The 25,583-nt window shown below is 66.8% G+C and carries 28 protein-coding genes, 1 tRNA gene and 2 pseudogenes; 15 read left to right on the top strand and 16 right to left on the bottom strand.

Translation table 11 applies throughout. The features are described 5' to 3' along the window. Positions 1-569: pseudogene (locus VB734_RS11225) on the bottom strand (hypothetical protein); the annotation flags it as partial. 71 nt (positions 570-640) lie between these two features. Here VB734_RS11225 and purD point away from each other — a divergent pair. Continuing rightward, on the top strand, positions 641-1,996 hold the full coding sequence (purD, locus tag VB734_RS11220; RefSeq protein WP_322781783.1) for a phosphoribosylamine--glycine ligase: 1,356 nt from the start codon (positions 641-643) through the stop codon (positions 1,994-1,996). Between the two features lie 53 nt (positions 1,997-2,049). Then, complete coding sequence (locus VB734_RS11215) at positions 2,050-4,053, top strand: ATP-binding protein (protein WP_322782687.1); 2,004 nt, start codon at positions 2,050-2,052, stop codon at positions 4,051-4,053. Here the strand turns inward: VB734_RS11215 and kaiC are convergent. The 3 genes from kaiC to VB734_RS11200 all read right to left on the bottom strand — a co-directional run bounded on the left by kaiC (position 4,050) and on the right by VB734_RS11200 (position 6,893). Beyond that, positions 4,050-5,594, bottom strand: coding sequence for a circadian clock protein KaiC (kaiC, locus tag VB734_RS11210; protein ID WP_322781784.1), 1,545 nt, complete (start codon positions 5,592-5,594; stop codon positions 4,050-4,052). The genes VB734_RS11215 and kaiC overlap by 4 nt on opposite strands. Before the next feature lie 76 nt (positions 5,595-5,670). Next, complete coding sequence (gene kaiB, locus VB734_RS11205; protein ID WP_197162752.1) at positions 5,671-6,009, bottom strand: circadian clock protein KaiB; 339 nt, start codon at positions 6,007-6,009, stop codon at positions 5,671-5,673. Next, entirely contained in the window at positions 6,006-6,893 is an 888-nt protein-coding gene (locus VB734_RS11200; RefSeq protein ID WP_322781785.1) for a circadian clock protein KaiA, read from the bottom strand. The genes kaiB and VB734_RS11200 overlap by 4 nt, the downstream gene beginning before the upstream one ends. Before the next feature lie 176 nt (positions 6,894-7,069). Here VB734_RS11200 and rplU point away from each other — a divergent pair, with 176 nt between their 5' ends. Together rplU and rpmA are read left to right on the top strand one after the other, a co-directional pair. Further along, positions 7,070-7,483 carry a 50S ribosomal protein L21 gene (gene rplU, locus VB734_RS11195; protein WP_231594621.1) on the top strand — a complete coding sequence of 138 codons (414 nt, stop codon included), beginning with the start codon at positions 7,070-7,072 and terminating at the stop codon, positions 7,481-7,483. 52 nt (positions 7,484-7,535) lie between these two features. Continuing rightward, a complete protein-coding gene (gene rpmA, locus VB734_RS11190; protein ID WP_197162748.1) occupies positions 7,536-7,802 on the top strand; it encodes a 50S ribosomal protein L27 in 267 nt (88 codons plus the stop codon). 38 nt (positions 7,803-7,840) lie between these two features. Here rpmA and VB734_RS11185 read toward each other — a convergent pair whose 3' ends face one another. Both VB734_RS11185 and VB734_RS11180 read right to left on the bottom strand, forming a co-directional pair. Then, positions 7,841-8,632: a class I SAM-dependent methyltransferase gene (locus tag VB734_RS11185; protein WP_322781786.1), complete on the bottom strand. Its 792-nt coding sequence runs from the start codon at positions 8,630-8,632 to the stop codon at positions 7,841-7,843. Between the two features lie 50 nt (positions 8,633-8,682). Then, complete coding sequence (locus tag VB734_RS11180) at positions 8,683-9,438, bottom strand: queuosine precursor transporter (protein ID WP_197162745.1); 756 nt, start codon at positions 9,436-9,438, stop codon at positions 8,683-8,685. 68 nt (positions 9,439-9,506) lie between these two features. Here VB734_RS11180 and truB point away from each other — a divergent pair, with 68 nt between their 5' ends. Both truB and VB734_RS11170 read left to right on the top strand, forming a co-directional pair. After that, positions 9,507-10,430: a tRNA pseudouridine(55) synthase TruB gene (gene truB, locus VB734_RS11175; RefSeq protein ID WP_322781787.1), complete on the top strand. Its 924-nt coding sequence runs from the start codon at positions 9,507-9,509 to the stop codon at positions 10,428-10,430. 70 nt (positions 10,431-10,500) lie between these two features. Next, positions 10,501-11,274: a YebC/PmpR family DNA-binding transcriptional regulator gene (locus tag VB734_RS11170; RefSeq protein ID WP_322781788.1), complete on the top strand. Its 774-nt coding sequence runs from the start codon at positions 10,501-10,503 to the stop codon at positions 11,272-11,274. 5 nt (positions 11,275-11,279) lie between these two features. Here VB734_RS11170 and VB734_RS11165 read toward each other — a convergent pair whose 3' ends face one another. Both VB734_RS11165 and VB734_RS11160 read right to left on the bottom strand, forming a co-directional pair. Continuing rightward, the gene (locus tag VB734_RS11165) at positions 11,280-12,026 is read right to left on the bottom strand and encodes a glucosamine-6-phosphate deaminase (RefSeq protein ID WP_322781789.1); all 747 of its coding nucleotides are present in this window, start codon (positions 12,024-12,026) and stop codon (positions 11,280-11,282) included. A gap of 81 nt (positions 12,027-12,107) precedes the next feature. Beyond that, positions 12,108-13,493 (bottom strand): SpoIID/LytB domain-containing protein, encoded by a 1,386-nt coding sequence (locus VB734_RS11160; RefSeq protein WP_322781790.1) that lies wholly within the window; start codon positions 13,491-13,493, stop codon positions 12,108-12,110. A 113-nt stretch (positions 13,494-13,606) separates the two neighbouring features. Here VB734_RS11160 and VB734_RS11155 point away from each other — a divergent pair, with 113 nt between their 5' ends. Both VB734_RS11155 and psbV read left to right on the top strand, forming a co-directional pair. Next, positions 13,607-14,569 (top strand): ribonuclease Z, encoded by a 963-nt coding sequence (locus tag VB734_RS11155; protein ID WP_197162737.1) that lies wholly within the window; start codon positions 13,607-13,609, stop codon positions 14,567-14,569. A gap of 117 nt (positions 14,570-14,686) precedes the next feature. After that, entirely contained in the window at positions 14,687-15,208 is a 522-nt protein-coding gene (gene psbV, locus VB734_RS11150; protein ID WP_322781791.1) for a photosystem II cytochrome c-550, read from the top strand. Positions 15,209-15,301: 93 nt separating this feature from the next. On the opposite strand, the gene VB734_RS11145 is transcribed toward psbV, so the two are convergent. From VB734_RS11145 to serA, 4 genes are all read right to left on the bottom strand, one after another. Further along, a complete protein-coding gene (locus VB734_RS11145) occupies positions 15,302-15,688 on the bottom strand; it encodes a hypothetical protein (RefSeq protein ID WP_197162733.1) in 387 nt (128 codons plus the stop codon). A 64-nt stretch (positions 15,689-15,752) separates the two neighbouring features. Then, on the bottom strand, positions 15,753-16,052 hold the full coding sequence (locus VB734_RS11140) for a ferredoxin (RefSeq protein ID WP_006171932.1): 300 nt from the start codon (positions 16,050-16,052) through the stop codon (positions 15,753-15,755). A 142-nt stretch (positions 16,053-16,194) separates the two neighbouring features. Further along, positions 16,195-17,136, bottom strand: a complete 942-nt coding sequence (prmA, locus tag VB734_RS11135; protein WP_197162731.1) for a 50S ribosomal protein L11 methyltransferase — start codon at positions 17,134-17,136, stop codon at positions 16,195-16,197. 11 nt (positions 17,137-17,147) lie between these two features. Continuing rightward, positions 17,148-18,734, bottom strand: coding sequence for a phosphoglycerate dehydrogenase (gene serA / locus VB734_RS11130; protein ID WP_197162729.1), 1,587 nt, complete (start codon positions 18,732-18,734; stop codon positions 17,148-17,150). A 123-nt stretch (positions 18,735-18,857) separates the two neighbouring features. Here serA and VB734_RS11125 point away from each other — a divergent pair, with 123 nt between their 5' ends. From VB734_RS11125 to murD, 4 genes are all read left to right on the top strand, one after another. Continuing rightward, complete coding sequence (locus tag VB734_RS11125) at positions 18,858-19,361, top strand: hypothetical protein (protein WP_197162727.1); 504 nt, start codon at positions 18,858-18,860, stop codon at positions 19,359-19,361. After that, positions 19,358-20,152, top strand: coding sequence for a photosystem II S4 domain protein (locus VB734_RS11120; protein WP_197162725.1), 795 nt, complete (start codon positions 19,358-19,360; stop codon positions 20,150-20,152). The genes VB734_RS11125 and VB734_RS11120 overlap by 4 nt, the downstream gene beginning before the upstream one ends. A gap of 104 nt (positions 20,153-20,256) precedes the next feature. Then, positions 20,257-20,328, top strand: a tRNA-Val gene (locus VB734_RS11115). Positions 20,329-20,355: 27 nt separating this feature from the next. Then, positions 20,356-21,747, top strand: coding sequence for a UDP-N-acetylmuramoyl-L-alanine--D-glutamate ligase (gene murD / locus VB734_RS11110; RefSeq protein ID WP_197162723.1), 1,392 nt, complete (start codon positions 20,356-20,358; stop codon positions 21,745-21,747). Positions 21,748-21,773: 26 nt separating this feature from the next. Here murD and VB734_RS11105 read toward each other — a convergent pair whose 3' ends face one another. Continuing rightward, positions 21,774-22,502 carry a hypothetical protein gene (locus tag VB734_RS11105; protein WP_197162722.1) on the bottom strand — a complete coding sequence of 243 codons (729 nt, stop codon included), beginning with the start codon at positions 22,500-22,502 and terminating at the stop codon, positions 21,774-21,776. A 136-nt stretch (positions 22,503-22,638) separates the two neighbouring features. Between VB734_RS11105 and VB734_RS11100 the strand changes: the two genes are divergently transcribed. After that, the gene (locus VB734_RS11100; protein ID WP_197162719.1) at positions 22,639-23,100 is read left to right on the top strand and encodes an EVE domain-containing protein; all 462 of its coding nucleotides are present in this window, start codon (positions 22,639-22,641) and stop codon (positions 23,098-23,100) included. Further along, entirely contained in the window at positions 23,097-23,918 is an 822-nt protein-coding gene (locus tag VB734_RS11095; RefSeq protein WP_322781792.1) for a hypothetical protein, read from the top strand. Before VB734_RS11100 ends, VB734_RS11095 begins: the two co-directional genes overlap by 4 nt. On the opposite strand, the gene VB734_RS11090 is transcribed toward VB734_RS11095, so the two are convergent. The 3 genes from VB734_RS11090 to VB734_RS11080 form a co-directional block, all read right to left on the bottom strand. Then, the gene (locus VB734_RS11090; RefSeq protein ID WP_197167496.1) at positions 23,864-24,178 is read right to left on the bottom strand and encodes a DUF2811 domain-containing protein; all 315 of its coding nucleotides are present in this window, start codon (positions 24,176-24,178) and stop codon (positions 23,864-23,866) included. The two genes, VB734_RS11095 and VB734_RS11090, sit on opposite strands and share 55 nt — an antisense overlap. Before the next feature lie 361 nt (positions 24,179-24,539). Beyond that, a complete protein-coding gene (locus VB734_RS11085; RefSeq protein WP_197162711.1) occupies positions 24,540-24,917 on the bottom strand; it encodes a DUF1818 family protein in 378 nt (125 codons plus the stop codon). Positions 24,918-24,920: 3 nt separating this feature from the next. Beyond that, positions 24,921-25,151, bottom strand: coding sequence for a DNA-directed RNA polymerase subunit omega (locus tag VB734_RS11080; protein ID WP_185465054.1), 231 nt, complete (start codon positions 25,149-25,151; stop codon positions 24,921-24,923). Positions 25,152-25,255: 104 nt separating this feature from the next. Here VB734_RS11080 and VB734_RS11075 point away from each other — a divergent pair. Further along, a pseudogene (locus VB734_RS11075) lies at positions 25,256-25,583 on the top strand (Hsp70 family protein); the annotation flags it as partial.

Below are 25,583 nucleotides of genomic sequence, written 5' to 3'. Positions count from 1 at the left end.
CGGCTGCGCTCGCCGTCGGCCAGCCGCCGCAGGGCCTCGGCGGCCCGCCGGTGGTTGAGGCCGGCATTGGCCGCCCGCCACTGCAGGGTCAGCCACTGCTGGCGCTCGAGCCCGGGGCCCGGTCCATAGCGGTCAAGCACCGACAGGGCCGCCTCCGGCGCCAGGCAACTGATCAGAGCATTGGCATTGGCGAGCACCACCGGCAGGGGCTGGGGAGCTGGGTACAGGGCCACCAGCCGGTCCTTGAGCTGGCGCAACCGCACGGGCAGATCAAACCGGGCGGCGTCCTGGCAGGCCTGCTCCAGCACCGGCAGCTGATCGGACGCCAGGGCGGCGGCATAGGCCTTCTCGTCCATCGGGAGGGGCACGGCCGGGGACCCTGGGGGGGGCGCCTGGGGGATCGGGACCGGCGCCGATGGACGCGGTTGCTGCTGAGCACGACTGACCCCGGAAACGCCGACGCCCAGCAGCAGCGTCAGCAGACCGGCCGCCCGCCCGACCCAGCGGGCCAGGTCACGGCTGGAAGGCGGTGCAGGGGGAACCACCGGCAAGTAGAGAAGGAATGACACGGCTGGCGGTCCACCGGGGGTCAACCTAAGGGAACCGGTCGGCCACTTCTTCTCCGCGCCCCTCCGGCCCCATGACAGCTTCGGTCCGCCCCACAGCCCAAGGCTCCTCCGAGGCCAGCGTGCGCAGGCTGCTGGTGGTGGGCTCGGGCGGCCGTGAGAATGCCCTGGCCTGGGCCCTGGCCCGCTGTCCGGGGGTGGAGCATGTCTGGGTGGCTCCGGGCAATGGCGGCACGTCACAGCTGGAGGGCTGTGAGGCCATGCCCATCGGCGAGTCCGACCAGGAGGGTCTGCTGCGTTCGGCCCTGGAGCTGGGGGTGACTCTGGTGGTGGTGGGCCCGGAAGGTCCGCTCGCCGCAGGCCTGGCCGACCGCCTCCGGGCCGGGGGGCTCGCGGTGTTCGGACCGGGGGCCGACGGGGCCCAGCTCGAAGCCAGCAAACAGTGGGCCAAGGCCCTGATGCTGGAGGCGGGCGTGCCCACCGCCGGCTACTGGGCTGCCTCCAGCCGCAGCGAGGCCCTGGCGGTGCTGCAACAGGAGGGGCGACCCCTTGTGGTCAAGGCCGATGGTCTGGCGGCCGGCAAGGGGGTCACGGTGGCTGAGAGCCTCGAGGACACCCGCGCCGCCATCGAGGAGATCTTTGCGGGACGGTTCGGTGAGGCCGGCCACAGCCTGGTGCTGGAGGAACGGCTGAGCGGCCCTGAGGTGTCGGTGTTCGCCCTCACCGACGGCCGGTCGATGGTGCTGCTGCCGCCGGCCCAGGATCACAAACGCATCGGGGAGGGTGACACCGGACCCAACACCGGCGGCATGGGGGCCTACGCCCCTGCCCCACTGCTCGATGCCGAGGCCCTCGAGCAGGTGCGCCGGAAGGTGCTGGAGCCCACCCTGAAGGCCCTGCGCCAGCGCGGCATCGACTACCGCGGCGTGATCTACGCGGGCCTGATGCTGAGCGACGACGGCGCCAGGGTCATCGAGTTCAACTGCCGCTTCGGCGATCCGGAATGCCAGACCCTGATGCCCCTGCTGGGCGGTGAACTGGCGGCAGTGCTGCTGGCCTGCGCCCGGGGGGCCCTGGAGCAGGCGCCACCCCTGACCATTGCCGGGGGCTGCAGTGCCTGTGTGGTGGCCGCCGCCGCGGGCTACCCCGGTGAAGTGCGCCGGGGGGATGTGATCCACGCCCAGCCGCTGACCACGCCGCGGCGGCAGCTCTTCCATGCCGGCAGCCGCCTGGAGGAGTCGGGCGCCTGCGTGACCGCCGGGGGACGGGTGCTGGCGGTGGTTGCCCAGGAGGAGGATTTCGATGCGGCGTTCGCCAGCGCCTACGCCGGCCTTGATCAGGTGTATTACGAAGGCATGACCTTTCGCCGAGACATCGGTCACCAGGTCCGTCACCCTAGGGTGCCAGGACAGCTTCGCTTCCAGGCGTGAACGACGCCTCGCCGTCCCCGACCACCAACCCCGATCACGCCGGCGCTGCGCCGTTGCCCCTGGGCTGGTGGGAGCAACTCACCCTCTGGTGGGCGGAGTTCAGCCTCCAGACCAAGCTCCTGGCGGTGGCCACCCTGGTGGTGAGCCTGATGATGACCGGCATCACCTTCTTTGCGCTCAATGGCATCCAGAGGGATGCGCGCATGAGTGACACCCGATTCGCCCGGGACCTGGGCCTGCTGCTCTCGGCGAATGTGACGCCTCTGGTGGCGGAGGGGAACGACCGGGAGCTGGCGGCTGTGGCGGAGCGCTTCTGGCGCTCAAGCCGCAGCCTGCGCTACATCTTCTTCGCCGATCCCGAAGGGGTGATCTACCTCGGCATCCCCATCAGCGCGACCAACGGCGGCAGCGAACTGCTGCTCAGCCGCAAACTCGAACTGCCGGCCGAACTGCAGCGCCGTCCCCAGAACCCCCTGATCCGGCAACACCTCAGCCCCGATGGTCAGGTGACCGATGTGTTCGTGCCGATGGTGAGCGAGGGGCGCTATCTCGGGGTGCTCGCCCTCGGCATCAACCCCAACGAAGCGGTGCTCGCCAGCGCGGCCCTCACCCGTGAGGTGACCGTGGCGGTGTTCATCTCGATCTGGGTGCTGGTGATCCTGGGGGCAGTCTTCAATGCCCTCACGATCACCCGCCCGGTGAAGGAATTGCTGCGGGGTGTACGCGCCATCGCAGGTGGCGATTTCGAGGCCCGCATCGCCCTCCCCGTGGGCGGAGAGCTGGGGGAACTGCTGAATGGCTTCAACGACATGGCCTCCCAGCTGGAGGCCTACGACGCCGCCAACATCGAGGAGCTCACCGCCGCCCAGGTGAAGCAGCAGAGCCTGATCGCCACCATGGCCGATGGCGCGGCTCTGCTCGATGGTGAAGGACGGATCGTGCTGGTCAATCCCACCGCCAGACGTCTGTTCCGCTGGGAAGGCCGCAATCTCGAAGGCAACGAGCTGGGCAGTGAACTGCCCGACGTGCTGGCGATGGAGCTGCATGGGCCGCTTGACTCCCTCGTGAGCGGGGACAAGGACAGTGCCGATGTGCGCTGCAGTTTCGGCGAACCGCCGCGCACCCTGCGCATCGTTCTGCAGACGGTCAAGGACGCCGCCGGGGAGAGCCTGAAGGGCATCGCCATGACGGTGCAGGACCTGACGCGGGAGGTGGAGCTCAACGCCGCCCAGAGCCGCTTCATCAGCAACGTGTCCCATGAGCTGCGCACCCCGCTGTTCAACATCAAGAGCTACGTGGAGACGTTGCACGATCTGCGCGATCAGCTCAGCGAGGAAGAAACCCAGGAATTTCTGGCGATCGCCAACGCCGAGACCGACCGCCTCACCCGGCTGGTGAACGACGTGCTCGATCTCTCGCGGCTCGAATCCGACCGCACCTGGACGCTTGAGCCGATGGAAGTGCGCCCGGCCATGGAGCAGACCCTGCGCAACTACCGCCTCAACGCCGAGGAGAAGGGGGTGCAGCTGGAGCTGGAGGTGGATGCTCACCTACCCGGAGTGCGGGGCAACTGGGATCTGCTGCTGCAGGTGTTCGACAACCTCGTGGGCAACGGGCTCAAGTTCACCCCAGCCGGGGGCCGCGTGATGCTGCGGGCCTACCCGTGGCCCGATTCCTGCCATCTCGATCCCGCCAACCTGCCGGCGCTGGACGCCCCGAGCTGTGAGCTCAGCTCACCCCTGCCAAGGCTGCGGGTGGAGATCGCCGACTCGGGCACAGGCATTTCGCGGGAAGACCAGCTGCGCATCTTCGAGCGCTTCTACCGGGTGGAGAACGCCGTTCACACCGAAGTGGGCACGGGGCTTGGTCTCTCGATCGTGCGTGGCATCCTTGAGAAGCACGGCACCGCGATCCAGATGGCGAGCGAGCCTGGGGTAGGAACCACGTTCTGGTTCGACCTGCCCCTCGAGCAGGCCGACAGCGATGAATTGATGGTGGAAGGAGAACGCCGCTCCCAGCAGGCCCGTCTGGCGGAGCCGAATCTGGCAGGGGTCTAGAACGACTCCTCACCTTCGAAGCTGCGAGCGATGCGTGAGAGCTCGGTGCGCTCATCGGTGGTGACCCGATGGGGAACACCACTGATGATGCGCTCGAAACTGGAGAAGGAATCCCTGATTTCAGGGCCATTACCGGTGATCACGAATTCACGGATGCCTTTGTCATGCCAGGAACCCCGCATCTTGAACACGTTGATGGCACGCGCCATTTCGCCACGGATTTCCACATACTGAAGTAGGAGAATGGTGTCGGTGATCGTAGAGATGTGGGAGTCGGTAATGGAGTGACTGCCCATGAATTCCTCCGATGTATTGGTAAAGAAACCGGCAATCTCTTCCTGCTTGGCATAGCCGGTAACTCCGATCACGAACTGGCGGAAAGCATTGTGGCTGACGCCCCTGGACAGTGCCGACAGAGAATCGATGGCCATCCGTGCCGGCTTGAACTGGCCGATCTCCGTTTTGATGATCTGCAGGTGATCCTCCAGACCGGTGGATTCCGGGTAGGCGCAGATGATCTTGAGCAGCCCATCCTGCTCCATCTGCTCGAAATCAATACCCCAGCTGGTGGCATTGCGCAGCAACTGGGCCCGCGACTCTTCATAGGCAAAGAGGATGGCACGTTCCTTGTTGTTGCAAGCATCTTCAACGAACTTGCTGACCAGCAAGGTTTTACCCGTGCCGGTTGCACCGGTGGCGAGGATGATGGAATCCTTGAAGAAGCCACCGCCGCACATCTCATCGAGCCGCGGTACTCCCGAACTGATGCGCACATTTGAGGACCTCTGGGTGAGCTGCATCGCCCCGAGCGGGAAGATGGCAACTCCGTGGGCTCCCATGGTGAACGGAAATTCACCCTTCATATGGGTGGTACCGCGCAGCTTGAGAATCTCGACCGTGCGCCGTCGGCGCTCGCCTTCAAGTACATTACGCAGAATAATCACATTATCGGAAACAAACTCTTCAACGCCATAACGAGCGATTGGCCCATATTCGTCGATCCGCTCAGTGGTCATCACAGTGGTGACACCGATTTCCTTCAACCTAGCGATCAATCGGAAAATCTCACGTCGCACGACCGAGACGGCGTCATACTGCTGAAAGACGGCGGTGATTGAGTCGATCGCAACGCGCTTTGCCTTATACTTACGGATGGCATAGTTAATCCTCTCGATCAATCCGGAGAGATCGAAATTACCGGCCACATCCTGACCATCTGGATCGGGAGAGGCATCCAGAATGAAGAGCTTACCCTGGGCCACCAGTTCCTGCAGGTTCCAGCCGAAGCTGGCAGCATTACGGATGATATCGAGGGGTGATTCCTCAAAGGTCACGAAGATCCCGGGCTCGTCGAAGTGACGAATGCCATTGTGGAGAAAATGAAGCGAAAATACCGTTTTCCCCGTTCCCGATGTGCCGCTGATCAGGGTGGAACGCCCGATCGGCAAGCCCCCCTGACAGATGTCATCAAGGCCTTCCACACCTGTGGGCAGCTTCTGCAGCTTCATGCTGGGCTGGCTGGTGGCACTGAGATCCTGCATGAGGCCTTGAACTTAGGCCCAGAATCTAGGTCCCAGGCTGGACCAGGACAAAAAAGGCAGGGGTGATCTAAAGAATTCAGATTTCATCAGGCTCGTCCATCATCTCGTCGGCGATCTGGCGGTCGGTGAGCTCGTCATAGAGCAGGTCAAGACCGATCAACACCCGCTCACGGTCGGAGAGATCGCCGATGATGCGACGCACCGGTGGCGGCAGGATCTTGGCCAGAGTGGGGGTCGCCAGGATCTTGTCTTCTTCTGCCAGTTGCGGATTCTTGAGTACATCAATCACCTTGAGGGCATACACGCCCTTGAACTCCTGTTCAAGAATCTGACGCAGGGTCTGGAGAGCCCGCATCGAATTGGGAGTGTTCCCAGCCACGTAGAGCTTAAGAATGTAGGCTTTCTTGGGACTCATGATTTCAGCGGAGATGAGGTGACAACCTTGGCGGTCATTCCTCCGCCAGCCTTGTCGATCGTTTCCGGGGGGAGTGAGCGACGATACATCTCACAGAGATGGGCCATGACATCAAGCAAAGCCAGACGATAGTCCTTCAGAAAATCCTGTTCATGGCCTTCTAGTTGAAGTTTTTTCCAGAATTCGTCGATCATATCCACGTGAATTTCTACTGTTTTAGTGATCGGAAGGTCACTGAAAAAGGCCGTATTCACAAAGCTCTCCAGGGCCTGATTGGCAGTTGCAGGATCTCGAAAGTAGCTGACGAGCAGGTCTCGGTAGGTTCGCCGAAGGGAGCCCAGCAGCACCTTTCGCTCAGCCGCGGAGAGATTGCGCAGAAAGCGGGAGGAATCACGCTTGTAGAAAACACCAAGGTAGCCAAGCCTCTCGCGCAGGCGATGGGGCAACCTCCAGTTGGATTGGGCACCTTCCCCGACATCGGGATCGCTGGCCTCGTGGTCACCCCCCGATCCGCCTGAACTTCTGCGACGCAGGCAGCGCGAAATGGCCGCATCAAGGCTGTAGCTGAGCTGCTCCATCTGATCAGGAGGGAGATGCACTTCGTCCTGGAAGTACTCCATCGGCCCGCTGAGCTGCCCCAGCACCACCGCCGGCAGGATCCGGCCCTGGGCCCGCAGGCGCTGGAAGGCCTCGATCGAGAGCACCCCGGGCTCCAGGAGTACGGCATCGAACTGTTCCCAGCAGCGCTCCAGCTCAGCGGCGGGATCCTGATGCAGACCCAGCTCGATCAATTCGTAGCGCCCCTGGGGCAACCAGGCGCTGCAGGCCTGGCGCAACTGCTCATCGCGGATCAGCGAGGCCACGGTGAGCGCCGGCTGGGTCATGGGGAGAGAAGCAGCGGCAGCGGTGGTCCGACCTTAGTGTTGACGAGTCGGCAGGCAAAGAGAGAAGATGTTTGCTTGTCGATTGTTCGGTTGTGCGAGAGGCCTGAACAGTGGCGAGCGGATGGCGGCGAAGGCCGGCCTCCACACCCACTGGCCTGTCCACGCCCCCTGAGCCCATGAGTCAAGCCACCGAGAGCCCCGCTCCCGAGAGTCCAGCCACCGCAACGGAGAGCTCCGCTCCCGTTGCCGCCGGAGCCGACCTGTATGCCATCGCCGAGGCTTCCGGCCAGCAGTTCTGGTTCCAGCCGAACCGGTACTACGACCTGGACCGCATCGCCGCTGAGGTGGACGAGACGGTGACCCTGGAGAACGTGCTGTTGGTGCGCGACGGCCAGGGCACGAACCTGGGCCACCCCTACGTGAGCGGAGCCACCATCGAACTCAAGGTGATGGCCCATCGCCGTGGCCCGAAGATCCTGGTGTACAAGATGCGCCCGAAGAAGAAAACCCGCCGCAAGAACGGTCACCGTCAGGAACTCACCCGGGTGATGGTCGAGTCGATCAGCGTCAACGGCAAGGCGATCGCCTGAGCGGCGGCGCTTCAGTCCATCTCCGAATCCATCCACCACCTCCCCCCACCCCATGGCCCACAAGAAAGGCACAGGCTCCACACGCAACGGACGCGACTCCAACTCCAAACGTCTCGGCGTCAAGCGTTACGGCGGTGAAACCGTCACCGCCGGCTCCATTCTCGTGCGCCAGCGCGGGACCTCGGTGATGCCTGGCGTCAACGTCGGTCGCGGCTCCGACGACACTCTGTTCGCGCTTGTGCCGGGTGTGGTGAGCTTCGAGTCGATCAAACGCGGTCTACGCGCTCGCAAGCGCATCCACGTGTCCGAAGCCGTCTGAAGGTTCCGAGCTGCCGGGGGGTCTTCCCCCCTCCCCGCTCATCCCATCAGCCGATAGGCCCGGGTGGTGATCAGGTAGGGGTGGAAAACCTCCAGAAACCGGCTCTGCAGCGAGCGGAAGAACTGCTCCACCAGCGCAGGATCATCGAAGTGGAACGGGTATTCCCCGTCGAAGCCTTTGAAGAAGTACCAGTTGAGCAGGGCGTTGGCCCCTTCGCTCATGCGCGAGGCGAAGCGCTCGAGCTGGCCGGCTGGATCACTCAGATGTTCCAGCACATCCAGGCAGACCACGGTGTCGAAGTGCTGAGGCAGATCCGGATCGTCAAGATCGCGGCTGACCTTCAGACGATCACTGAGCCCGAAGTGTGCGGCCCGCTCCGCCACAAACGCGCGGTTGTGGGGGTTGATGTCCACGAACCAGACCTGCTCCACCTCGGCCAGTGCCGCGGCCGCCAGGGCATGGGTGCCGATCCCACCACCGAAATCGAGCACCGCTCCGCGGGCGAAGCGAGCCTGCAGACGCAAGGTGTCGCCGATGTAGTCCGCACTGCCCAGATGCCAGGCTGCCAACTCGAGCAGGTGTCCGGTGCCCACGGTCTGCTCATAGAACGCCTCCACCCGCTGCGGATCGAAGCCCACCGCACCGGGATGGAGAGAGGCGAGGTCGGCGCAGCTGTGCGGCAGGCGCTCCTCAAGCTGTTCAGCAGTGAGGCCCAGATAGGACGCCAGCTGCTGACGCAAGCCAAAGCCATCGCCGAGAAAATCCTCCAGATCAAGGCCTTCACGGGCCGCTGCTTTCCCTCCCTCCAGGGTCGCCGTGGGGCAGGTCATGGGGCATCCACCTTCTGGCAAATCGTCTGATCGCTGGAACTGAAGCCAGGCTACGGGGAGCCCGGATCCTCCAGCTCCGCACCGGCGCCTGGCACCTCCAGCCATCGGCGCAGCCAGGCCACCAGCAGATAGAACGGCAGGGTGTCGAGCAGGGCCGCCACCAGCTTGAACAGGTAGCCGCTGGCGATGAAACTCCCCAGCTGGGGCAGGATCGCCTCCTCGGCCCGCAGGGGCAGCACGTGGGCGGCGTAGTGGCTGATCAGCACCACCGCCGTGGTGTCCACCAGCTGGCTGATCAGGGTGGACCCGTTGTTGCGCAACCACAGGGCCCGGCCTGCGGTGAGGCGCTTCCAGAAATGAAACAGCCGCACATCGGTGAACTGGGCGGCCAGATAGGCCACCATCGAAGCCCCCACGGCTCCGAACGCCAGGGTTCGCATCTCATAGAAGAGCGGCAGGCGCTCCCCCGCAGCCGCCAGCGGCAGACCGGCACTGCCCCCATGACCATCCAGCCCCGGCAGGACTCCTCCCAGCCAGAGGATGAGAACGATCCAGCCGTTGAGCAGCAGCCCCACCCACACCAGCTGGCTGGCCTGACGCTCCCCCCAGATCTCACTGATCAGGTCGGTGCAGAGGAACGTGACCGGGTAGGGAAGGGCCCCCACCGCCACCACGATCGGCCAGCCGCCGATCGAGCCCAGGGTCAGAAAGCGGGTGAGGCCGAGGATGTTGAGCATCCCCATCGTGCCCAGGAAGAGGCCCGCCAGCACAAGAAAAGCCAGGTCACGGCGCTGCTGCAGGGTCACGGGCGAAAGGGGGAACGGGCGCGCCCTCCAGCCTGCAGGCCGGGAGCCCGGATGCAACAGTGCCTGCCATGACCTCGTCCGGCAGCCAGCTCAGAGCGACCCAGCAGGCAAGGACGCCATGCGGTTTCCTCATTCTCGACAAACCGGCAGGCATCACCTCCCATGGCTGTGTGACACGGGTGCGACGCCGCTATGGCCTCAAACGTGTCGGCCATGGCGGCACCCTGGATCCGGCCGTGACCGGCGTCCTGCTCCTGGCACTGGGGTCGGCCACCCGACTGCTGCCTTACCTCGATGGGGCCAAGGCCTACCAGGGGGTGATTCAGCTGGGCCTGACCACCGACAGTGACGACCTCAGCGGCACTGTCCTCAGGCGCCAGCTCCTGCCGCCACTCAGCCGGCAGGAGCTGGAGGCGGCCCTGGCCCCCTTCCGCGGCCCGATCCTGCAGCGACCGCCCCAGGTGTCTGCGGTGCACGTGCAGGGGGAGCGGGCGTACACCAGAGCCCGCCGCGGAGAACACTCGGACCTGCAGGAGCGAGCCGTCATGGTCGAGCGGCTGGACCTGCTGGGCTGGGAGCCCAGCTCCGGGCGGCTGGAGCTGGAGGTGCGCTGCAGCGCCGGCACCTACATCCGCTCCCTGGCGCGGGATCTTGGTGAGGCCCTCGGCTGCGGCGGAGCCCTCGCCGAGCTGCGTCGCACCGAAGCCCTGGGCTTCACCCTCAGCGCAGCCGTGAACCTCGAGGAGCTTGAGGCGGAGCCGCCGCCGCCGCCCCTGGCTCCCCTCCTTGCCCTGGCCCACTACCCCGCCTTCACCCTGGAGCCCGGTGATCTGGTGAGCTGGCGCTGCGGCCGGCGCCTGGCCGGCCCCTCCCACCTGAGCGAGCACCAGGTGGTGGTGGTGCTCGATCCGGATGGCAACCTGGCAGGGATGGCCAGGGCCATGCCCGACGGCTGGCTCCAGCCCCGGCTGGTGCTGGAGGCCATGGGCTGATCCCCTCTGGGATCCACCTGCCGCAACGTGGCGCCCCGCCACGTCCCCACCCTTCATCGATCGATCCGTCATGGCCGGCCACAGCAAGTGGGCCCAGATCAAACGCCAGAAGGCGGTGGTCGACGCGCGGCGCGGGGTTGTCTTCACCCGTCTGGGGCGCGAGATCACGGTGGCGGCCCGCCATGGGGCCGATCCCGCCGGGAACTTCCAGCTGCGCACTGCCATCGACAAGGCCAAGGCTGCCGGCATGCCCAGCGCCAACATCGAGCGGGCCATCGCCAAGGGTTCAGGCCAGGGGGGCGGCGAGGCCGACCAGTTCGAGGCCGTCCGCTACGAGGGCTACGGCCCAGGCGGGGTCGCGGTGCTGGTGGAGTGCTTCACCGACAACCGCAACCGAACCGCCGCCGACCTGCGCCTGGCCTTCAGCAAACAGGGGGGAAACCTGGGGGAGAGCGGCTGCGTGGGGTACCTCTTCGAGCAGCAGGGGGTCGTGCGGCTGGAGCCGCCGGTGCCCAGCGAAGAGGACCTGCTCGAGAGCCTGCTGAGGCTGGAGGACCAGGGGGGTCCGCCGGTGCTGGGCTACAGCCTGGAGGGGGAGAACGCCGAGGTGTTCTGCGGCTTCACCGATCTGGAGCCCCTGCAGCACCACCTGCGACAACTGGGCTGGGCTGTGCGCGACTGGGAGTCGCGCTGGGTGTCCTCCACGTCCTGCCGTCTGGAGTGCGAGGACCAGCTGCGCCGCTGCCTGCGCATGCTCGACGCCCTCGAGGATCTCGATGACGTGCGCAGCCTCACCTCCAACCTGGAGGCCGACGCCGACCTGCTTGATGCCGTGATGGGCTGAGCCCCTCAGCCCTCCAGGGCGGAGCGATCGACGATCAGACGCAGGCCTGGATGGCCCTGCAGCCAGCTGGCCGGCAGCGACGGCCCCGGAGGCTCCCTCAGCAGCCGCGCCAGAATGCCCGCCTTGGCCGGACCGCTCACCACCAGCAGGATGCGCTCGGCCCCCAGAATCAGGTCCAGGCCAAGGGTGATCGCCCCGGCTGGCACCCGGTCCGGATCTCCCCCGAAGGCCGCCTCGTTCTGGCGGCGGGTGGCGGCGCTGAGGTGGAGGCTGCGGCTTGGAGCGTCGGGCGCACAGGGGGGCTCGTTGAAGCCCACGTGGCCGTTGCTGCCCAGCCCCAGCAGCTGCAGTCCGATGCCTCCGGCTGCCTGAACGGCTTCGGCGTAGCGGAGGGCCTCGGCGGCGGGATCCGCCGCCAGACCGTCGGGGAGCTGCACCCGGGCAGGATCCAGGCCGAGAGGCCCGCTCAGCCGGCGGGTCATCTCCGCCGCGAAGGAGCCGCAATCCGCCGGCCCGAGTCCCACATATTCATCGAGGTTGAAGCTCCGCCAGCGCTGACGCACGGCCTGGAGCTGATCGGGTCGAAGCGCCAGCAGCCTCGCCACCAGCGCTGCGTAGACCGGCTCCATGGTGCGTCCGGTGGCGAGGCCCAGGGGACGCTCCATGGAGCCGCTGAGTTCCAGATGCAGCAGTTCAGCGACGCGACCGGCAAGGTCAGACGGCTGCTCGAAGCATTCGAAACGGTCAGCCAACCAGGCGGGTGAAGCAGGCGTTGGCACCGAAGGCAGGCGAGGTGGTCAGCCGCTCCGCCGCTGCAGCCGCAGGACCGGTGCTCAGGAGCCTCGCCCAGCGACGGCTCCCGACGCCAGGGGGCCGGATCCGGCCCGGAGCGGTTGCACCTCCACACCGCGGTAGTAGTGCTGGAGGATCTGGTCGAATCGGCGGCCCTGCTGGGCGAGCGCATAGGCCCCCCACTGGCTCATGCCGACTCCGTGGCCGAAGCCGCGGCCCACGGCGATGATCACCGGCGACGGCGGAGCCAGGGGCCGGGGCGGGGGCGGTGCCAGCAGCGGACCCATGTCAGCTGGCAACGGTGTGCCCTCGGCGAGGGGCGGGGCGGTGAAGGTGAAGGGGGCTGCCTTGAAGCGCACCAGAGTGCTGCGCAATCCCAGGCGGCTGCGCAGCTGGGCACCTGTGAGCACCAGGGCGCCGGAGGGTCCGATCACCCGCGCCTGGCGCACCCGGCCGCTGCCCGTGGTGGAGAGAACGTCGATGCGGCTGGCGCCGCCGATCTCCTCGAAGGCTCCCGCCAGCAGCTGGGGGGAGAGGGTTTTCTCCCAGCGGGCCACGGGGCTGGTGTCGTCGTAGTCGGGCACGCTCACCAGGTAGGGCAGCTGACGCGACCAGAGATCACCGCTGTTCTCCGTGCTGCCGCCACTGCTGCTGTGGAAGACGGCATTGATCAGGCTGTTGCCATGCATCAGCACCAGGCCCTGGGTGCTGCGCACCGCCTCACGGGTGGAGGCGGTCTCCGACTCCAGTCCCTTGTAGGCCTGACTGGTGACGGTGGCGTGCAGATCGAAGGGGGCCGAGGGTTTGCGGTGGCGCAGGGCATAGGTGCGCGCAGCCACAGCCTGGGCCCGCAGAGCCTCCAGGGGCCAGCTGGCGGGCATCTCGCTGCCCACGACACTGGGCAGATAGGTTTCCAGTGCGATGACGTTGATGGCCCTCAGCTTCGAGGCCTCAACCCTCACCTGCAGCCGGCCCCTGTAGCGGCGGTTCTCCACCTGAAGGCTGGCGAGACCGCCCGAATCGGGCAGAGGCTCCAGCCAGAGCTCACCCAGACTGAGGACACCGGGAGAGCCCTTGGTCACGGCCGAGGGCTGGGCCTGGATGCGGCCACCCGCCTGGCGCAGAGCGAGGGTGGCGCCGGCAGGCATCCGCAGCAGCTCCCCGCCCCTGGCGTCGCGCAGACGCAGCCCGCTGCTGCCCGCCACCCGGATCGACGGCAGGTCCAGCAGCAGCACCCGCATCTGAGGATTGGTGGCCCGGCTGGCCGTCAGGGGCTCGAGCTCATCAAGGACCGCCACGTCCTCGGCTCCATCCCCGACCGCAGCCTGGGCTCCTGCCAGTCCGCCTGGCCCCGTCAGCAGCGCCTGCGGCAGCAGGGCCACAGCGAGGAACAGGGTGCGGATCCGACCGGTCTTGGGAACAGCCATCAACGGCAGCAGCCATGAAACGTGCGCGCCATTGTGACCAGCACATCCCGGCGACGCCAGAGCCGACCTGGACAGAGCCTGACGTGGCAGCATGCGCCAAAGGGTCATCCGGAGTGCAAGTCACCTTCCTGGGCACCAGTTCGGGTGTACCCACCCGTTCCCGCAATGTCTCAGCGGTGGCTCTGCGCCTGCCCCAGAGGGCCGAGCTCTGGCTGTTCGACTGCGGCGAGGGAACCCAGCACCAGTTCCTGCGCAGTGAACTGAGGGTGTCGCAGCTGCGGCGCATCTTCATCACCCACATGCACGGCGACCACGTCTTCGGCTTGCCGGGACTGCTGGCCAGCCTCGGGCTGGCCGGAGCCTGCAGCGGCGTCGATCTCTATGGCCCCGATCCCCTGCGCGACTACCTCGAGGGCGTGCTGCGCACCTCCTCGACCCGGATCGGCTATCCCCTGCGCACCCACCGGGTGCACAGGGCCGCCCACGCCGGGACGGTGCTGCTCGACGACGGCGACCTGGTGGTGCGCTGCACCCCGCTCACCCACCGCATCCCGGCCTACGCCTATCGGGTGGAGCAGAAACCCCGGGCCGGCCGCTTCGACATCGAGAAGGCCCGCGAGCTCGGCATCCCGCCGGGGCCGGTCTATGCCGAGCTCAAGGCCGGTCGCGAGGTGTGCCTCGACGACGGACGCATCATCCGGGGCGAGACCCTCTGCGGTCCCGACCGCCCAGGCGTGAGCATGGTGTACTGCACCGACACGGTGTTCAGTGAAGCGGCGGTGGAACTGGCCCGCGGAGCCGATCTGCTCATCCACGAATCCACCTTTGCCCATGGCGAGGCGGAGATGGCCTTCCAACGCCAGCACTCCACCAGCACCATGGCGGCGCAGACGGCGGCTCTCGCCGGGGTGAAGCAGCTTGTGCTCACCCACCTCAGCCCGCGCTACGTGGCCGGCAACACCCTCACCCCCGACGACCTGGTGAACGAGGCCCGTGCGATCTTCCCGAACACCCTCGTGGCCAAGGACTTTCTCAGCCTCGAGGTGAGTGCCGGCGGAGCGGCCAAGGCCGCCTGAGGAGCCGACTGGCAACGGTGATCGCTGCAACAGTTCTTGATTCCCGGCCGGCGGGCCCTTCCCCCGTGATACAAGGTCTCAGGTGCGGTGCCTACCGCCTTTTCGCCGGCTCCCTTCATGGCCTCTATCGTTCTCACTGCCCTTCGGGCGGTTGCCCGGACCCTGCTGGTTCTGCCCCTGGCGGTTCTGCTCAGTCTTGGCTTCTGCGTGACTGCTGCCCAGGCCGCCCAATGGGACACCGCCACCCTCACGGTGCCGGGTGACCCCGACGGCAACCTGGTCACCTTCAGCGAAGCGGAGATCAAGACCGGCCGCAAGCTGTTCAACGACAGCTGCGGCACCTGCCATGCAGGCGGCGTCACCAAGACCAACTACAACGTCGGCCTCGACCCTGAGACCCTCTCCCTGGCCACCCCCTCCCGCGACTCGGTCGAGGCCCTGGTGGACTTCATCAAGGACCCCACCTCCTACGACGGGGAATACAGCATTGCCGACGTGCATCCCAGCATGCGCAGCAGCGATGTGTTCGTGAAGATGCGCGACCTCGACGATGACGACCTGCGCGTGATCGCCGGCTACATCCTGGTGGCCCCGAAAGTGAGCGGCACCCAGTGGGGCGGCGGCAAGGTCTACTTCTGATCCAGCTGACTGAATCCAGCGGCTGATGCCGTGGTCCTCTGGACCACGGTTTTTTTTTGGCCTCACGAGGCCCACGCCACGCCAAGGCCAGGCTCAGGCCACCGCAGCGGGAGGCTGGGGCGGGCTCACATTGGTGGCCTCCATGGTTCCAGGCTGCTTGCTGTACCACCACTCCTGCAGGGCCGGGGACAGGCGCTGGGGGAACAGGGTGAGCACGGTGCAGGTGGGCCTGGAGCCAGGCTGGAGCAGTTCCACGGCATAGGAGGGACAGCGCCTGGAGGCCAGATCGGCCACGAAGCGCCGGCCGATGCGGCGCCAGCTGGGCTCCTTGCTGCGCCAGGCCAGACGGCAGCAGGGCCAGGGCAGCTCATCGCGGTCGAAGAGCCGACAGCAGGGACCCAGCACCCGGAAGCTGTACTGGCCTCCAGGGCTGCAGTGCTCACTGCCGGGCTCCATCAGGGTATCCACCAACGCGGGCATGAAAAAGCCACCCCGAAGGGTGGCAGAAGTGGGATCTGGATTCAAGCCAAACCTGGCCTGAGGCTCAATAAAGCTCTTCTTCGGCGTGGGTCTTGATGGTGCAGTCGGAGGTGGGGTAAGCCACGCAGGTCAGCACGAAGCCGGCTTCGATCTGGTCGTCGTCGAGGAAGCTCTGATCCGACTGGTCGACAGTGCCGGTGGTGAGCTTGCCGGCGCAGGTGGAGCAGGCACCGGCGCGGCAGGAGTAAGGCAGATCGATGCCCTGCTCCTCAGCGGCATCGAGGATGTACTGATCGTCGGGAACCTCGATGGTCTTGTTGAGTCCCTCGCTCTCGTTGATGAGGGTGACCTTGTAGGAAGCCATGGAAAGGATTGGGGCTCACAGACTCCTGAGTGTTCAGGGCCTGTAGGACCGCACCGTCCTACATCGGACAGGGGCGTTGACGGCGATCCTGGAGGCGCAGCCCCAGAAGCCCAATCAAAGGCTGAGCACGCATAAGCGTGATTTATGCGACATCTCCGGGGATCGCAGCCCGGCACCACTGGATCTGAAGCAGTCCCCAGACGCCCTGGGAGGCCACCAGCTCGGCGCTCCAGCCCTCCAGAGCCAGCAGCCGGCAGAGCTCTTCGGCCTGGTCCACCAGCAGGCCGCTGAGCAGGCCAACGCCGGCTGGTGCCAGCAGGGTGCGGAACTGGCCGGCCAGCTCGGCGATCACCGGCGCCAGGATGTTGCAGAGCAGCAGATCGGCCGGTCCGTCCTCCCCCAGCAGGACCGCCAGCTCCAGGGCCGATCCCTCCACCACCTGCAGCGGTCCGCCGGGCCGCACGGGACAGCCGTTGAGCTCTGCGTTGCTGGCCGTGGCCCGCACCGCCAGGGGGTCGGTGTCGGCCGCGGCCACGAAGCGGGCCCCCAGACGCAGGGCACCGAGGCCGAGGATTCCGCTGCCGCAGCCCAGATCGGCCACCCGCTGATCGATCGGCGCCAGCCGCTCCATCGCCTCGAGGCAGAGGCGCGTGGTGGGGTGGCTGCCGGTGCCGAAGGCGCTGCCAGGATCGATCCGGATTAGCTCACGGCCGGCGTGCTCCGGGGGGGGATCCAGCCAGGCGGGCAGAATCAGCAACCGCTCGCCCACGGGATCAGGCTGCCAGTGGCGCTTCCAGCTGAGGCTCCAGTCCTCCTCGTCCTGCAGCGCCCAGGTCAGGGGAGGCAGGGCGATGGCGAAGGGCTCGGTGAGGCACTCGAGCTCCCGGGCCAGCTTCTGCCGCTCCGGTTCCGGCCAGTCGGCTTCCGGCAGCCAGGCCACCAGCTGGTGGAAACCGGGCTGATCGGGGCTGAACTGGATGGCCACCCGGCGGATGCCGAGGGAGGGCAGCTTCCAGAGAAGGGATTCCTCCAGCTCGGGAGGAGCCTCCATCTCCAGACGCCACCAGCGGGGAGCCGGGGACATGGCAGCAGGGCTCAGAGCGTGACCGGATGGGCTTCCTGAATCCCGTTGATCCCGTGGATCGAGATCAGCAGGCTGGGGGGGATCGGATCGTCGAGGCTCAGCACCATCACCGCGTCGCCACGGACGATGCGGCGGCCCACCTGCATCGAGGCGATGTTGACGTTGTGCTCGCCCAGCAGCGAGCCGATGTTGCCAATGATCCCGGGCATGTCGCGGTGGCGGGTGATCAGCATGTGCCGGGTGGGCATCACGTTGACCGGGAACTCGTCGATCGTGGTGATGCGCAGGTCGCCGTCGGCGAACACCGCTCCGGTGACGCTGTGACTGCCCTGGCCGCCTCGGCAGGTGAGTTGAAGGGAGCCGCCGGCGAAGTCGCGGCTGGCGTCGTCTTTGACCTCGAGCACGTGGATGCCGCGACTGCGGGCTTCGATCCCGGCATTGACGTAGTTGATGCGATCGCCCAGGGCGCTCGAGAGCAGGCCCTTGAGAGCGGCCACCACCAGCGGCTGAGAGGGATGGCTGGCGAATTCACCCTGGAGACGCACCTCCAGGTCCTGGATCGAGCCTCCAGCCAGCTGGCTGAGCAGCAGTCCGAGCGTTTCCGCCAGCTGCAGGTGGGGCTTGAGCCGCTCCATCACCTCCGGGGTCAGGCCGGGGATGTTCACGGCACTGCGGGCGGGGAGCCCCAGCAGCACGTCGCGGATCTGCTCGGCCACATCGACCGACACGTTCTCCTGGGCTTCTTCGGTGGAGGCCCCCAGGTGTGGCGTGAGGATCAGGCGGTCGTCCACCTGGCGCAACGGCGAGTCCGCCTCCAGGGGTTCGTTGTTGTAGACATCGAGGGCGGCGCCGGCGATGGTGCCTGAGCTGACGGCCTCGGCCAGGGCCTTCTCATCGACGATGCCTCCCCGGGCGCAGTTCACAAGGCGCGCCGTCGGCTTCATCGTGGCCAGCAGCTCAGCGTTCACCAGGTTCTCGGTGTCCGGGGTGCGGGGCAGGTGCAGGCTGATGAAATCCGCTTCGGCGAACAGGGGGCCGACCGCCATCAGGCGCACCTGCAGCAACTGGGCGCGCTCGGCGGAGATGTAGGGGTCGTAGGCCAGCACCTCCATGCCCATGGCCTTGGCGACGCGGGCCACGTGGGAGCCGATCTTGCCCAGCCCCACCACGCCGAGCTTCTTCTTGTAGAGCTCGTTGCCGACGTACTTCTTGCGGTCCCAGCCCCCGGCCATGGTGCTGACGTGGGCCTGGGGCACGTGGCGGGAGAGGGCCAGCATCATCGCCAGCGCATGTTCCGCGGCCGCGATCGTGTTGCCCTCAGGGGAGTTCACCACCAGCACACCCCGCTGGGTGGCGGCCTCGACATCGACATTGTCGACACCGACACCGGCTCGGCCGATGATCCTCAGGCGGGTGCCGGCCTCGATGATGGCGGCGGTCACCTGGGTGCCGGAGCGGATCATCAGGGCGTCGTAGTCGCCGATGATCTGCTGCAACTGCTCTGGAGGCAACCCGGTTCGCACATCCACCTGCGCCACCTGGGAGAGGATGTCGATTCCCGTCTGGTCGATGGGATCAGAAACCAGAACCTTTGTCATGACCAGGGACGGAGAGAGAGGGGGTCTGGAGAATCCCAGACGCTGCCGGGGGTGAAGTGTAGTGAGCGGTGGCCACGGCATCCCCCGCCAACGCCGAGAATCGGGTCTTTGTGGCTCTGGATCTTGGGACTGTCGGTGGTGGTGGTGATGAAAGACCGGCGCAAGCTGCAGCGGTTGCGCGATCGGCTCACTGAACTCCAGCCCGCCCCCAGGGTCCTGACCATCCTGGGGGAAGGAGAAAGCAGCATCGATTCCGTCGAGCTGCTCAACCCGGCTCTGGCCCGGCAGCGGCGGCAGCGCAGCATGGTGCGCTGGCTGATGCCGTTCGGTTTTTTCGCCGGGCTGATGTTCACCTTCATCACCGACCTTCACACCTTTGCCTTCGCCGGCACCTACGGCGAACCGGTGATCGGCGGACTCCTGGGCATGGGCTCGGGCTGGATGGGCAGCTACGCCGCCGCCGCCAGCGTCCGCTCCGAGGCCGACGACCGCATCCGCAGCCTGCGCAACCGGCTGGAGGAAGGAAGCTGGCTGCTGCTGGTGGAGAGCAGCCCGGGGCAGGAGATTCCCTGGCTGGTGATTCAGCAGGCCGGTCCCCAGGCGGTGGTGCGACTGGGCGAAGGATGAGCTGCACGCCCCCCGGCGCCGACCTGCTGCGCGGCAGCCGTGATCCAGCCGCGCTCGAGCCCCTGATCGCCCTGGCCGAGCAGGCCCTGCGCGACTGGCAGCCCCACTGGTCGTGGTTTCTCTCCGCCGTGACCCGCGAGGAGGCGCTCGAGCGGCTGGGCAGCCTCAGCGAGCTTCATCTGGAGGCTGAGGGCGGCAGACCCCGGGCCGAACGCTGCCGGCTGCTGCTGCTTCGCCGCGATCTGGCCACGGCGTCCGCCCCGCCGACAGCGCCCCTGGCCGGCCTGGACGTCAGCGGCAACTTCCTCTTCGATCCAGCCGGACCGGGCGATGTCCGCGCCGCCCTGCTGGCGGCCGGCGCCCTCGATGGGGAGCTGGGTGATCTCTGGATGCGGGGCGACCGGGGCGCCCAGGTGGTCGTGGACCCCCAGCTGGCCGCCCGCCTGGGGGGCACCACGGCCCGGGTACGCAGCGTGGAGGTGGAGCTGGAGGCCAGGGGTCTGGATCAGCTGCAACCTCCCACCAGGCCCCAACCACGTCTGCTGGCCACCGTGGAAGCCTCCCTGCGGCTGGACGCGGTGGCCTCGGCAGGGTTCGGGCTCTCCCGCAGCCGCATGGCGGAGCTGGTCCGCCGTGGAGCCGCTCGCGTGAACTGGCAGCCCGTGACCACCCCCAGCCGCGAGCTCAGATCCGGGGATCGCATCCAGCTCGAGAACCGCGGGGAGCTGAAGGTGCTCTCGATCCAGCCCACCAAGCGTGAGCGCTGGCGCCTGGAACTGGAACGCCACTGAGTGGAGGCAGGCCGACTGCTAGGTTGCCTGCTTCGACCCTGATGGCACCGCTGAGCGGACGTCATTCCGGGATCTCACCGACGGGACTTTCTGTTCCCGAACCCGGGCGATTAGCTCAGAGGTAGAGCACTACCTTGACACGGTAGGAGTCACTGGTTCGATTCCAGTATCGCCCACTGAATCCTCTGCCTCAGGAGTTCAGGATGCCCAGCACGTCACACCCCCTGGCGGTGGTGATTGGTCTGGGACGTTCAGGCAGCGGTGCCGCCCGTCTGCTCAGGGCCAGCGGCCAGCGGGTGCTGGTTCTGGAGAGCCGCCGCAATCCCGAGCTGGAGCAGCAGGCCGAGGAGCTGAGGGCCCGGGGCGTGGAGGTGGAGCTCGGCCAGTCCCTGGCGACCGGGTCCTTGGCCCAGCTCCGGGCAGGTTCCGACCGGGTGGTGGTGAGCCCCGGCATCCGCTGGGATCATCCTGTGCTGCAGACCCTGAGGGACCGGGGCGTCCGGGTCTGCGGAGAGATGTCGGTGGCCTGGGAGGCCAGCGGCGGGATCCCCTGGATCGGCATCACCGGCACCAACGGCAAGACCACCGTCACCCATCTGCTCAGTCACCTGCTCAGCCAGGCCGGTCTCGACGCGCCGATGGTGGGCAACGTCGGGATTTCGGCCGCCGAGTTGCTGATCGAGCGCCGCGAGGCCGGAACCCCGCCGCCCGACTGGCTGGTGGTGGAGCTGAGCAGCTACCAGATCGAGTCGTCCCCGGAGCTGGCACCACGCCTGGGCCTCTGGACCACCCTCACACCCGACCATCTCGAGCGGCACGGGACTCTGGAGGCCTATCGGGCGATCAAGCGGAGCCTGCTTGAGAACTGCGGGGAGCAACTGCTCAACGCCGACGACGCCGACCTGCGCGCCCATGCCGGCAGCTGGGACCGGGCCAGCTGGGTCACCGCCGGCCCCCGCCAGCAGCTGGGTGCCAGCCTGCAGCCCTTCCTCTGGATTGACCGTGGACTGGTGACGGCAGCCTCCGGCCCCCTCTTCCCTGCCACAGCCCTGGCCCTGCCAGGGGCTCACAACCGTCAGAACATGGTGCTGGCTGCCGCCGCCGCGCTCAGGCTGGGACTGGAGCCCTCCCAGATCGAAGACGCCCTTCGCAGCTTTCCAGGAGTGCCCCATCGGCTCGAGCAGATCCGCCTGCTGGATGGTGTGCGCTGGTTCAACGACAGCAAGGCCACCAACTACGACGCTTCCGAAGTGGGGATCACGGCCGTGGAGGGACCGATGGTGGTCCTGGCTGGAGGTGAGATCAAACAGGGAGACCCCGGGGCGTGGCTCGAGGCCCTGGGCCGCCAGGCTGCTGCGGTGGTGCTGTTCGGCGCGGCCAGGGAGGCCTTCGCCGCCCTGCTGAGCGGCAGCGGCTATCCGGGAACGGTGCACCTGGTGGAAGGCCAGGCTGAGGCGGTTCCGCTGGCCCGGGAGCTGGCCCGCCGCCTCGGCTGCCCCACGGTTCTGCTCTCACCGGCCTGCGCCAGCTTTGATCAATACAAGGACTTCGAGGCGCGTGGAGAGCATTTCCGCGCCCTGGTGGCCGCCCTCTGAACGCCCCTTGCAGAACCAGGCCCCGTTCACAGCAGGGCGGTGACGGCCTCCTCGGTCGGCGGGGGCGGCGCTCCGATCTCCCAGGCTGCCAGATATTGCTGGATGAAGATCGCCGCCAGGGGGACGGTCACCAGCAACGGCAGCAGGCAGAACAGGGCTGAAATGGCGATCAGCAATGCAGAAAGCACTTCATAGCCCACCAGTCCCCAGCTGTGGGGGCTTGAGAAGAGATCGTTGAAACAGGTGCGGAAGGCAGGCCAGAGCGGTTCCTCGCTGGTGAACACCCGCCGCACGTAGATGGGGGTGAGCGCCATCACGATCAGGCCTGGAATCACGCAGAGCAGGATGCCGAGTCCGGCGGCGACGGAGACCAGCAGCCCAGCGAGCACGTAGCGGCGGGGATTGGCGCGCAGCAGGGCCAGGCCTTCGCGGTAGTTCGGATGGTGCCCGGTGGCGAACCAGAGGGCCGGCAGAGCGGACAGCAGCACCCCGACCAGCCCCGCCACCACCTGATAAAGGATCGAGAAAGGCAGGTTCAGCACAGACGACACCAGCTGGGTCACGCTGTCGCGCAGATCAGCGGAGACACCGGCGGTCACCGCCACCGCGATCACGGTGATGATCAGACTGACCGCCACTGAGACCAGCGCCAGCGCCAGCACAGTGAGCTGCAGGGCCAGATAGGTGCGCCAGTGAGCCACGTACAGGTTCCACGCCGACTGGAGGGTGGGCTTCGGTGCTGAGGACAGGCCCATCACAATCATCTCGCCAGGTTGTTCCTGCTGCTGTCTAAGGCAGGGAGCGCGCTCCGGCCAACCCAAACGACACAGAGCCGCTGGATACAATCAAGCTTCCCTGACCCTTCAGCCCAGCAGGGCTCCCCAAGGCGAGATGGCTTACTGGTTGATGAAAAGTGAGCCGGACGTGTATGGCATCGACCATCTCGAACGCGAGGGCAGCACCCTCTGGGATGGCATCCGCAACTACCAGGCGCGCAATTTCATGCGCAGCATGGCGATCGGTGATCAGGCTTTTTTCTATCACTCCAACACCAAGCCCCCTGGCATCATCGGCCTGATGGAGGTGATTGAAACAGGGCTGATTGATCCCAGCCAGTTCGATCCGACCTCGAAATACTTCGATTCAGCGTCAACTCGCGAAGCTCCACGCTGGGACTGCGTCCGCCTGGCCTACCGGCGCACCTATCCCCAGCTTCTCAGCCTGGAAGAGTTGCGCAGCAGCTTCAGTGAGCAGGAACTGGCCGTGGTGCGCCGGGGCAATCGCCTGTCGATCCTGCCGGTCCCCGAGACCACGGCCCTGCGCCTGCTGGAGCTGCTGGATCCCGGCCGATGACCCCTCAGCCCCGAGGACGCGGGGCCCGACTGGTGGATGGCGCTCGGGATGCCCTGGTCGCGATTCAGGCGGTCCGGGGCTGGCTGAGGCAGGGGCGCAGGGCCTACCGGCGCGCTCCGTGGCTGTTCAGCGGTTTCACCCTGATGGGCGGTGGCGCCCAACTGCTGGGCCAGACGGTGCAGAACCGGGCCAGTGATGCCCTGGCCGTGGGGGAGGATCCCGTGGTGGTGTCCATGGGCCTGGTGCTGGGGGGATTGTTGCTCAGCGTGGGCAGCCTTCTCTGGCTGAATGTGGGGCTGCTGCGGGGTGCCTGGATTGCCCTTGACGGTCGAACGCCCCGGCTGGCCGAGCTGGTCCGCTGGCAGGCCGCGGCCATGGGCCGTCTGCTGGCGGTGGCACTGCTGCTGCTGCTGCTGAACCTGCTGATCCTGGCCACGGCCGGTCTGGCGGCAGGGCTGGTGAGCCTGATCCACCCGCTGCTGGCTCTGGCGCCGTTGCTGATCGGCGCCACGTTGCTGGCGGCCCTGTTCGTGACGCAGATCTTTCACCTGCCGCTGACCGTGGCCGGCGGCCTCTCCCCGGTGGCCACCTTCCGCCATGGGCGGATCCTGGCGGCATCCCATGGCTGGGAGTTGCTGGCTCTGAGCCTCAGCCTGGTCCTGATCGTTCTGCTCCCCCTGGGGCTTGCCCTCCTGATCGCCTGGCCCCTCGCTGCAGGCCTGCTGGTGGCCTGGCCCCTGGTCCTCTCCAGCCTGACCGCCGGCTACCGGGAGATCGTCGGCAGCGAAGACCGGGGAGGCCTGGCAGGCGCCACCTGATCGGATCTCCCCTCTGTCGTCCGCTGGAACATGTTGGCCACGTAGCAGCGGGTGACGGCCCGGCTCTGAACCCCGTTCTGCACGAGAAAGCCCGCCAGAGCCGCCTGGATCAGGCGGTACTGATCCCAGTTGGGGTGGGCATCGATGAAGTGAGCCATCGAGTTGAGCAGAGCCTCGGGAACATCGGCCCGGAAACTCACCACACCGGTTTCGGGCTCAGCCTGCGCAGCCTGGGCAACCCCAACGACGGAAGCGGTCATGACCGGGGCGATGTCCATGGACAGGTTGAGCTGGTGATGTCATCCACTTCTCCACAACGCCGGGGCCGCGTCAAATCACTGACCCAGCCGGGCGGCCGTTCCTTCCAACCCTGAGACTGACTGCAGCGCAGGAGCACGGCCCAGCCGCAGTCCCGGCGGGGGATGGCCTTGAAGCCGAACAGGAGGCCTGTCAAGGGGAGAGTCCGGCAAAGGCCGGTTCTCCCCAGACAGCTGCCGCCAGCGGGGTCCCGGAGCCCGAGCCTGTGGAAAACCTGTGCAAAACACTGGAGTGACGGAGCCGTGACTGGGGAGGAGTCAGGCAATCAGCAGTGCTGATCGCTCCGCAATCCCGCAGCCTGTCTCACAGGGGCAAGGGCTCCAGGGCCCGAGTCAGCTCAAGGCCAGCACCCGGGGCCCAGGTGCCCTCCCATCCCCTCAGTCCTGGAGCAGGGAACAGAATGCAGCGCAGGTGCCAGTGGCCCGGGTCGCCATCCAGGCCCAGCCACCAGCCGCCGCTCTCCAGCTCGAGACTGATCAATTCGTCGTCCATCAGCTGATCGGAGATGGCCTCGAGCTGGTCCAGCAGCCGGAGGAGGCCGGCGCGCAGGCTGCTCGCTTCCTCCGAGGTGAGCTCAACCGCCCAGTCGGATCCGCCGATGAGCACAGGAAACGGGGTCCTGGACGGATCCCAGACCAGGCGCCATCCTTCCGCTTCAGCGCTGTACCCACTGGGGGGCAAGGATCAGCCGGGCAGCAGGTCGGGCTGATCCTGCTCGTCGCTGAGCTCAACGATCGCCCGCTGCACGGGCTTCACCATCGAGTCTTCGAGCAGGCCATCAAAATCATCGAAGCGGCGCTGCTTGGCCCGGAAGGCGATGCGAACGGTCGTGAGGTAACGATTGCTCGACTGACCGATCAGACTTTCAGCCCGCTGGGCCAGTTCCTTGGGATGAACAGTCGGACCGGTGTACATCGAAGCGAACCCATTTCCATCACCTTAGTTCAGCTGTCGCCTGGACCCCGGCCCCATCGGCCAAGCTGCGCCGCAACAGGTCCCTTCACCGCAGCTCCCCATCCATGGCCGTGACCGGCACCCTGGCGATCGACCTGGGCAGCAGCACCACGGTGCTGGCCTTTCAGCCCAGCGCAGGCGGTGCACCGGAGCTGCTCGCCATTCCACCCTTCAGCAGCGAAGATCCCTGTGTGGTCCCCAGCCTGATCTGGCTCGCCAGCCCCCGGAGCGATCAGCCCCTGATCGGCCGCCAGGTGCTGGATGCGGGCCTGGCCGCCAGCGGCGGCGAAGGCCTCTGCCGCGACTTCAAACGCAGGATCGGCGCCTTCGCAGGCGAGCCCGGCCCGGCGACGGCTCACGCGGGCTCCAGCGGCGAACCGCTCACACCGGAGC

This window comes from Synechococcus sp. BA-124 BA4, from assembly GCF_034931165.1.
Note: the sequence above shows the minus strand (reverse complement) of the source record. Positions and strands in the feature narration are given on the sequence as shown.

Excerpts from the sequence above, each read along its gene's own strand:
- purD (WP_322781783.1), top strand. The coding sequence starts at position 641 with ATGACAGCTTCGGTCCGCCCCACAGCCCAAGGCTCCTCCGAGGCCAGC.
- kaiC (WP_322781784.1), bottom strand. The coding sequence starts at position 5,594 with ATGCAGGATCTCAGTGCCACCAGCCAGCCCAGCATGAAGCTGCAGAAG.
- kaiB (WP_197162752.1), bottom strand. The coding sequence starts at position 6,009 with ATGAGTCCCAAGAAAGCCTACATTCTTAAGCTCTACGTGGCTGGGAAC.
- VB734_RS11200 (WP_322781785.1), bottom strand. The coding sequence starts at position 6,893 with ATGACCCAGCCGGCGCTCACCGTGGCCTCGCTGATCCGCGATGAGCAG.
- rplU (WP_231594621.1), top strand. The coding sequence starts at position 7,070 with ATGAGTCAAGCCACCGAGAGCCCCGCTCCCGAGAGTCCAGCCACCGCA.
- rpmA (WP_197162748.1), top strand. The coding sequence starts at position 7,536 with ATGGCCCACAAGAAAGGCACAGGCTCCACACGCAACGGACGCGACTCC.
- VB734_RS11185 (WP_322781786.1), bottom strand. The coding sequence starts at position 8,632 with ATGACCTGCCCCACGGCGACCCTGGAGGGAGGGAAAGCAGCGGCCCGT.
- truB (WP_322781787.1), top strand. The coding sequence starts at position 9,507 with ATGACCTCGTCCGGCAGCCAGCTCAGAGCGACCCAGCAGGCAAGGACG.
- VB734_RS11170 (WP_322781788.1), top strand. The coding sequence starts at position 10,501 with ATGGCCGGCCACAGCAAGTGGGCCCAGATCAAACGCCAGAAGGCGGTG.
- VB734_RS11160 (WP_322781790.1), bottom strand. The coding sequence starts at position 13,493 with ATGGCTGTTCCCAAGACCGGTCGGATCCGCACCCTGTTCCTCGCTGTG.
- psbV (WP_322781791.1), top strand. The coding sequence starts at position 14,687 with ATGGCCTCTATCGTTCTCACTGCCCTTCGGGCGGTTGCCCGGACCCTG.
- VB734_RS11145 (WP_197162733.1), bottom strand. The coding sequence starts at position 15,688 with ATGCCCGCGTTGGTGGATACCCTGATGGAGCCCGGCAGTGAGCACTGC.
- VB734_RS11140 (WP_006171932.1), bottom strand. The coding sequence starts at position 16,052 with ATGGCTTCCTACAAGGTCACCCTCATCAACGAGAGCGAGGGACTCAAC.
- prmA (WP_197162731.1), bottom strand. The coding sequence starts at position 17,136 with ATGTCCCCGGCTCCCCGCTGGTGGCGTCTGGAGATGGAGGCTCCTCCC.
- serA (WP_197162729.1), bottom strand. The coding sequence starts at position 18,734 with ATGACAAAGGTTCTGGTTTCTGATCCCATCGACCAGACGGGAATCGAC.
- VB734_RS11120 (WP_197162725.1), top strand. The coding sequence starts at position 19,358 with ATGAGCTGCACGCCCCCCGGCGCCGACCTGCTGCGCGGCAGCCGTGAT.
- murD (WP_197162723.1), top strand. The coding sequence starts at position 20,356 with ATGCCCAGCACGTCACACCCCCTGGCGGTGGTGATTGGTCTGGGACGT.
- VB734_RS11105 (WP_197162722.1), bottom strand. The coding sequence starts at position 22,502 with ATGGGCCTGTCCTCAGCACCGAAGCCCACCCTCCAGTCGGCGTGGAAC.
- VB734_RS11100 (WP_197162719.1), top strand. The coding sequence starts at position 22,639 with ATGGCTTACTGGTTGATGAAAAGTGAGCCGGACGTGTATGGCATCGAC.
- VB734_RS11095 (WP_322781792.1), top strand. The coding sequence starts at position 23,097 with ATGACCCCTCAGCCCCGAGGACGCGGGGCCCGACTGGTGGATGGCGCT.
- VB734_RS11090 (WP_197167496.1), bottom strand. The coding sequence starts at position 24,178 with ATGACCGCTTCCGTCGTTGGGGTTGCCCAGGCTGCGCAGGCTGAGCCC.
- VB734_RS11080 (WP_185465054.1), bottom strand. The coding sequence starts at position 25,151 with ATGTACACCGGTCCGACTGTTCATCCCAAGGAACTGGCCCAGCGGGCT.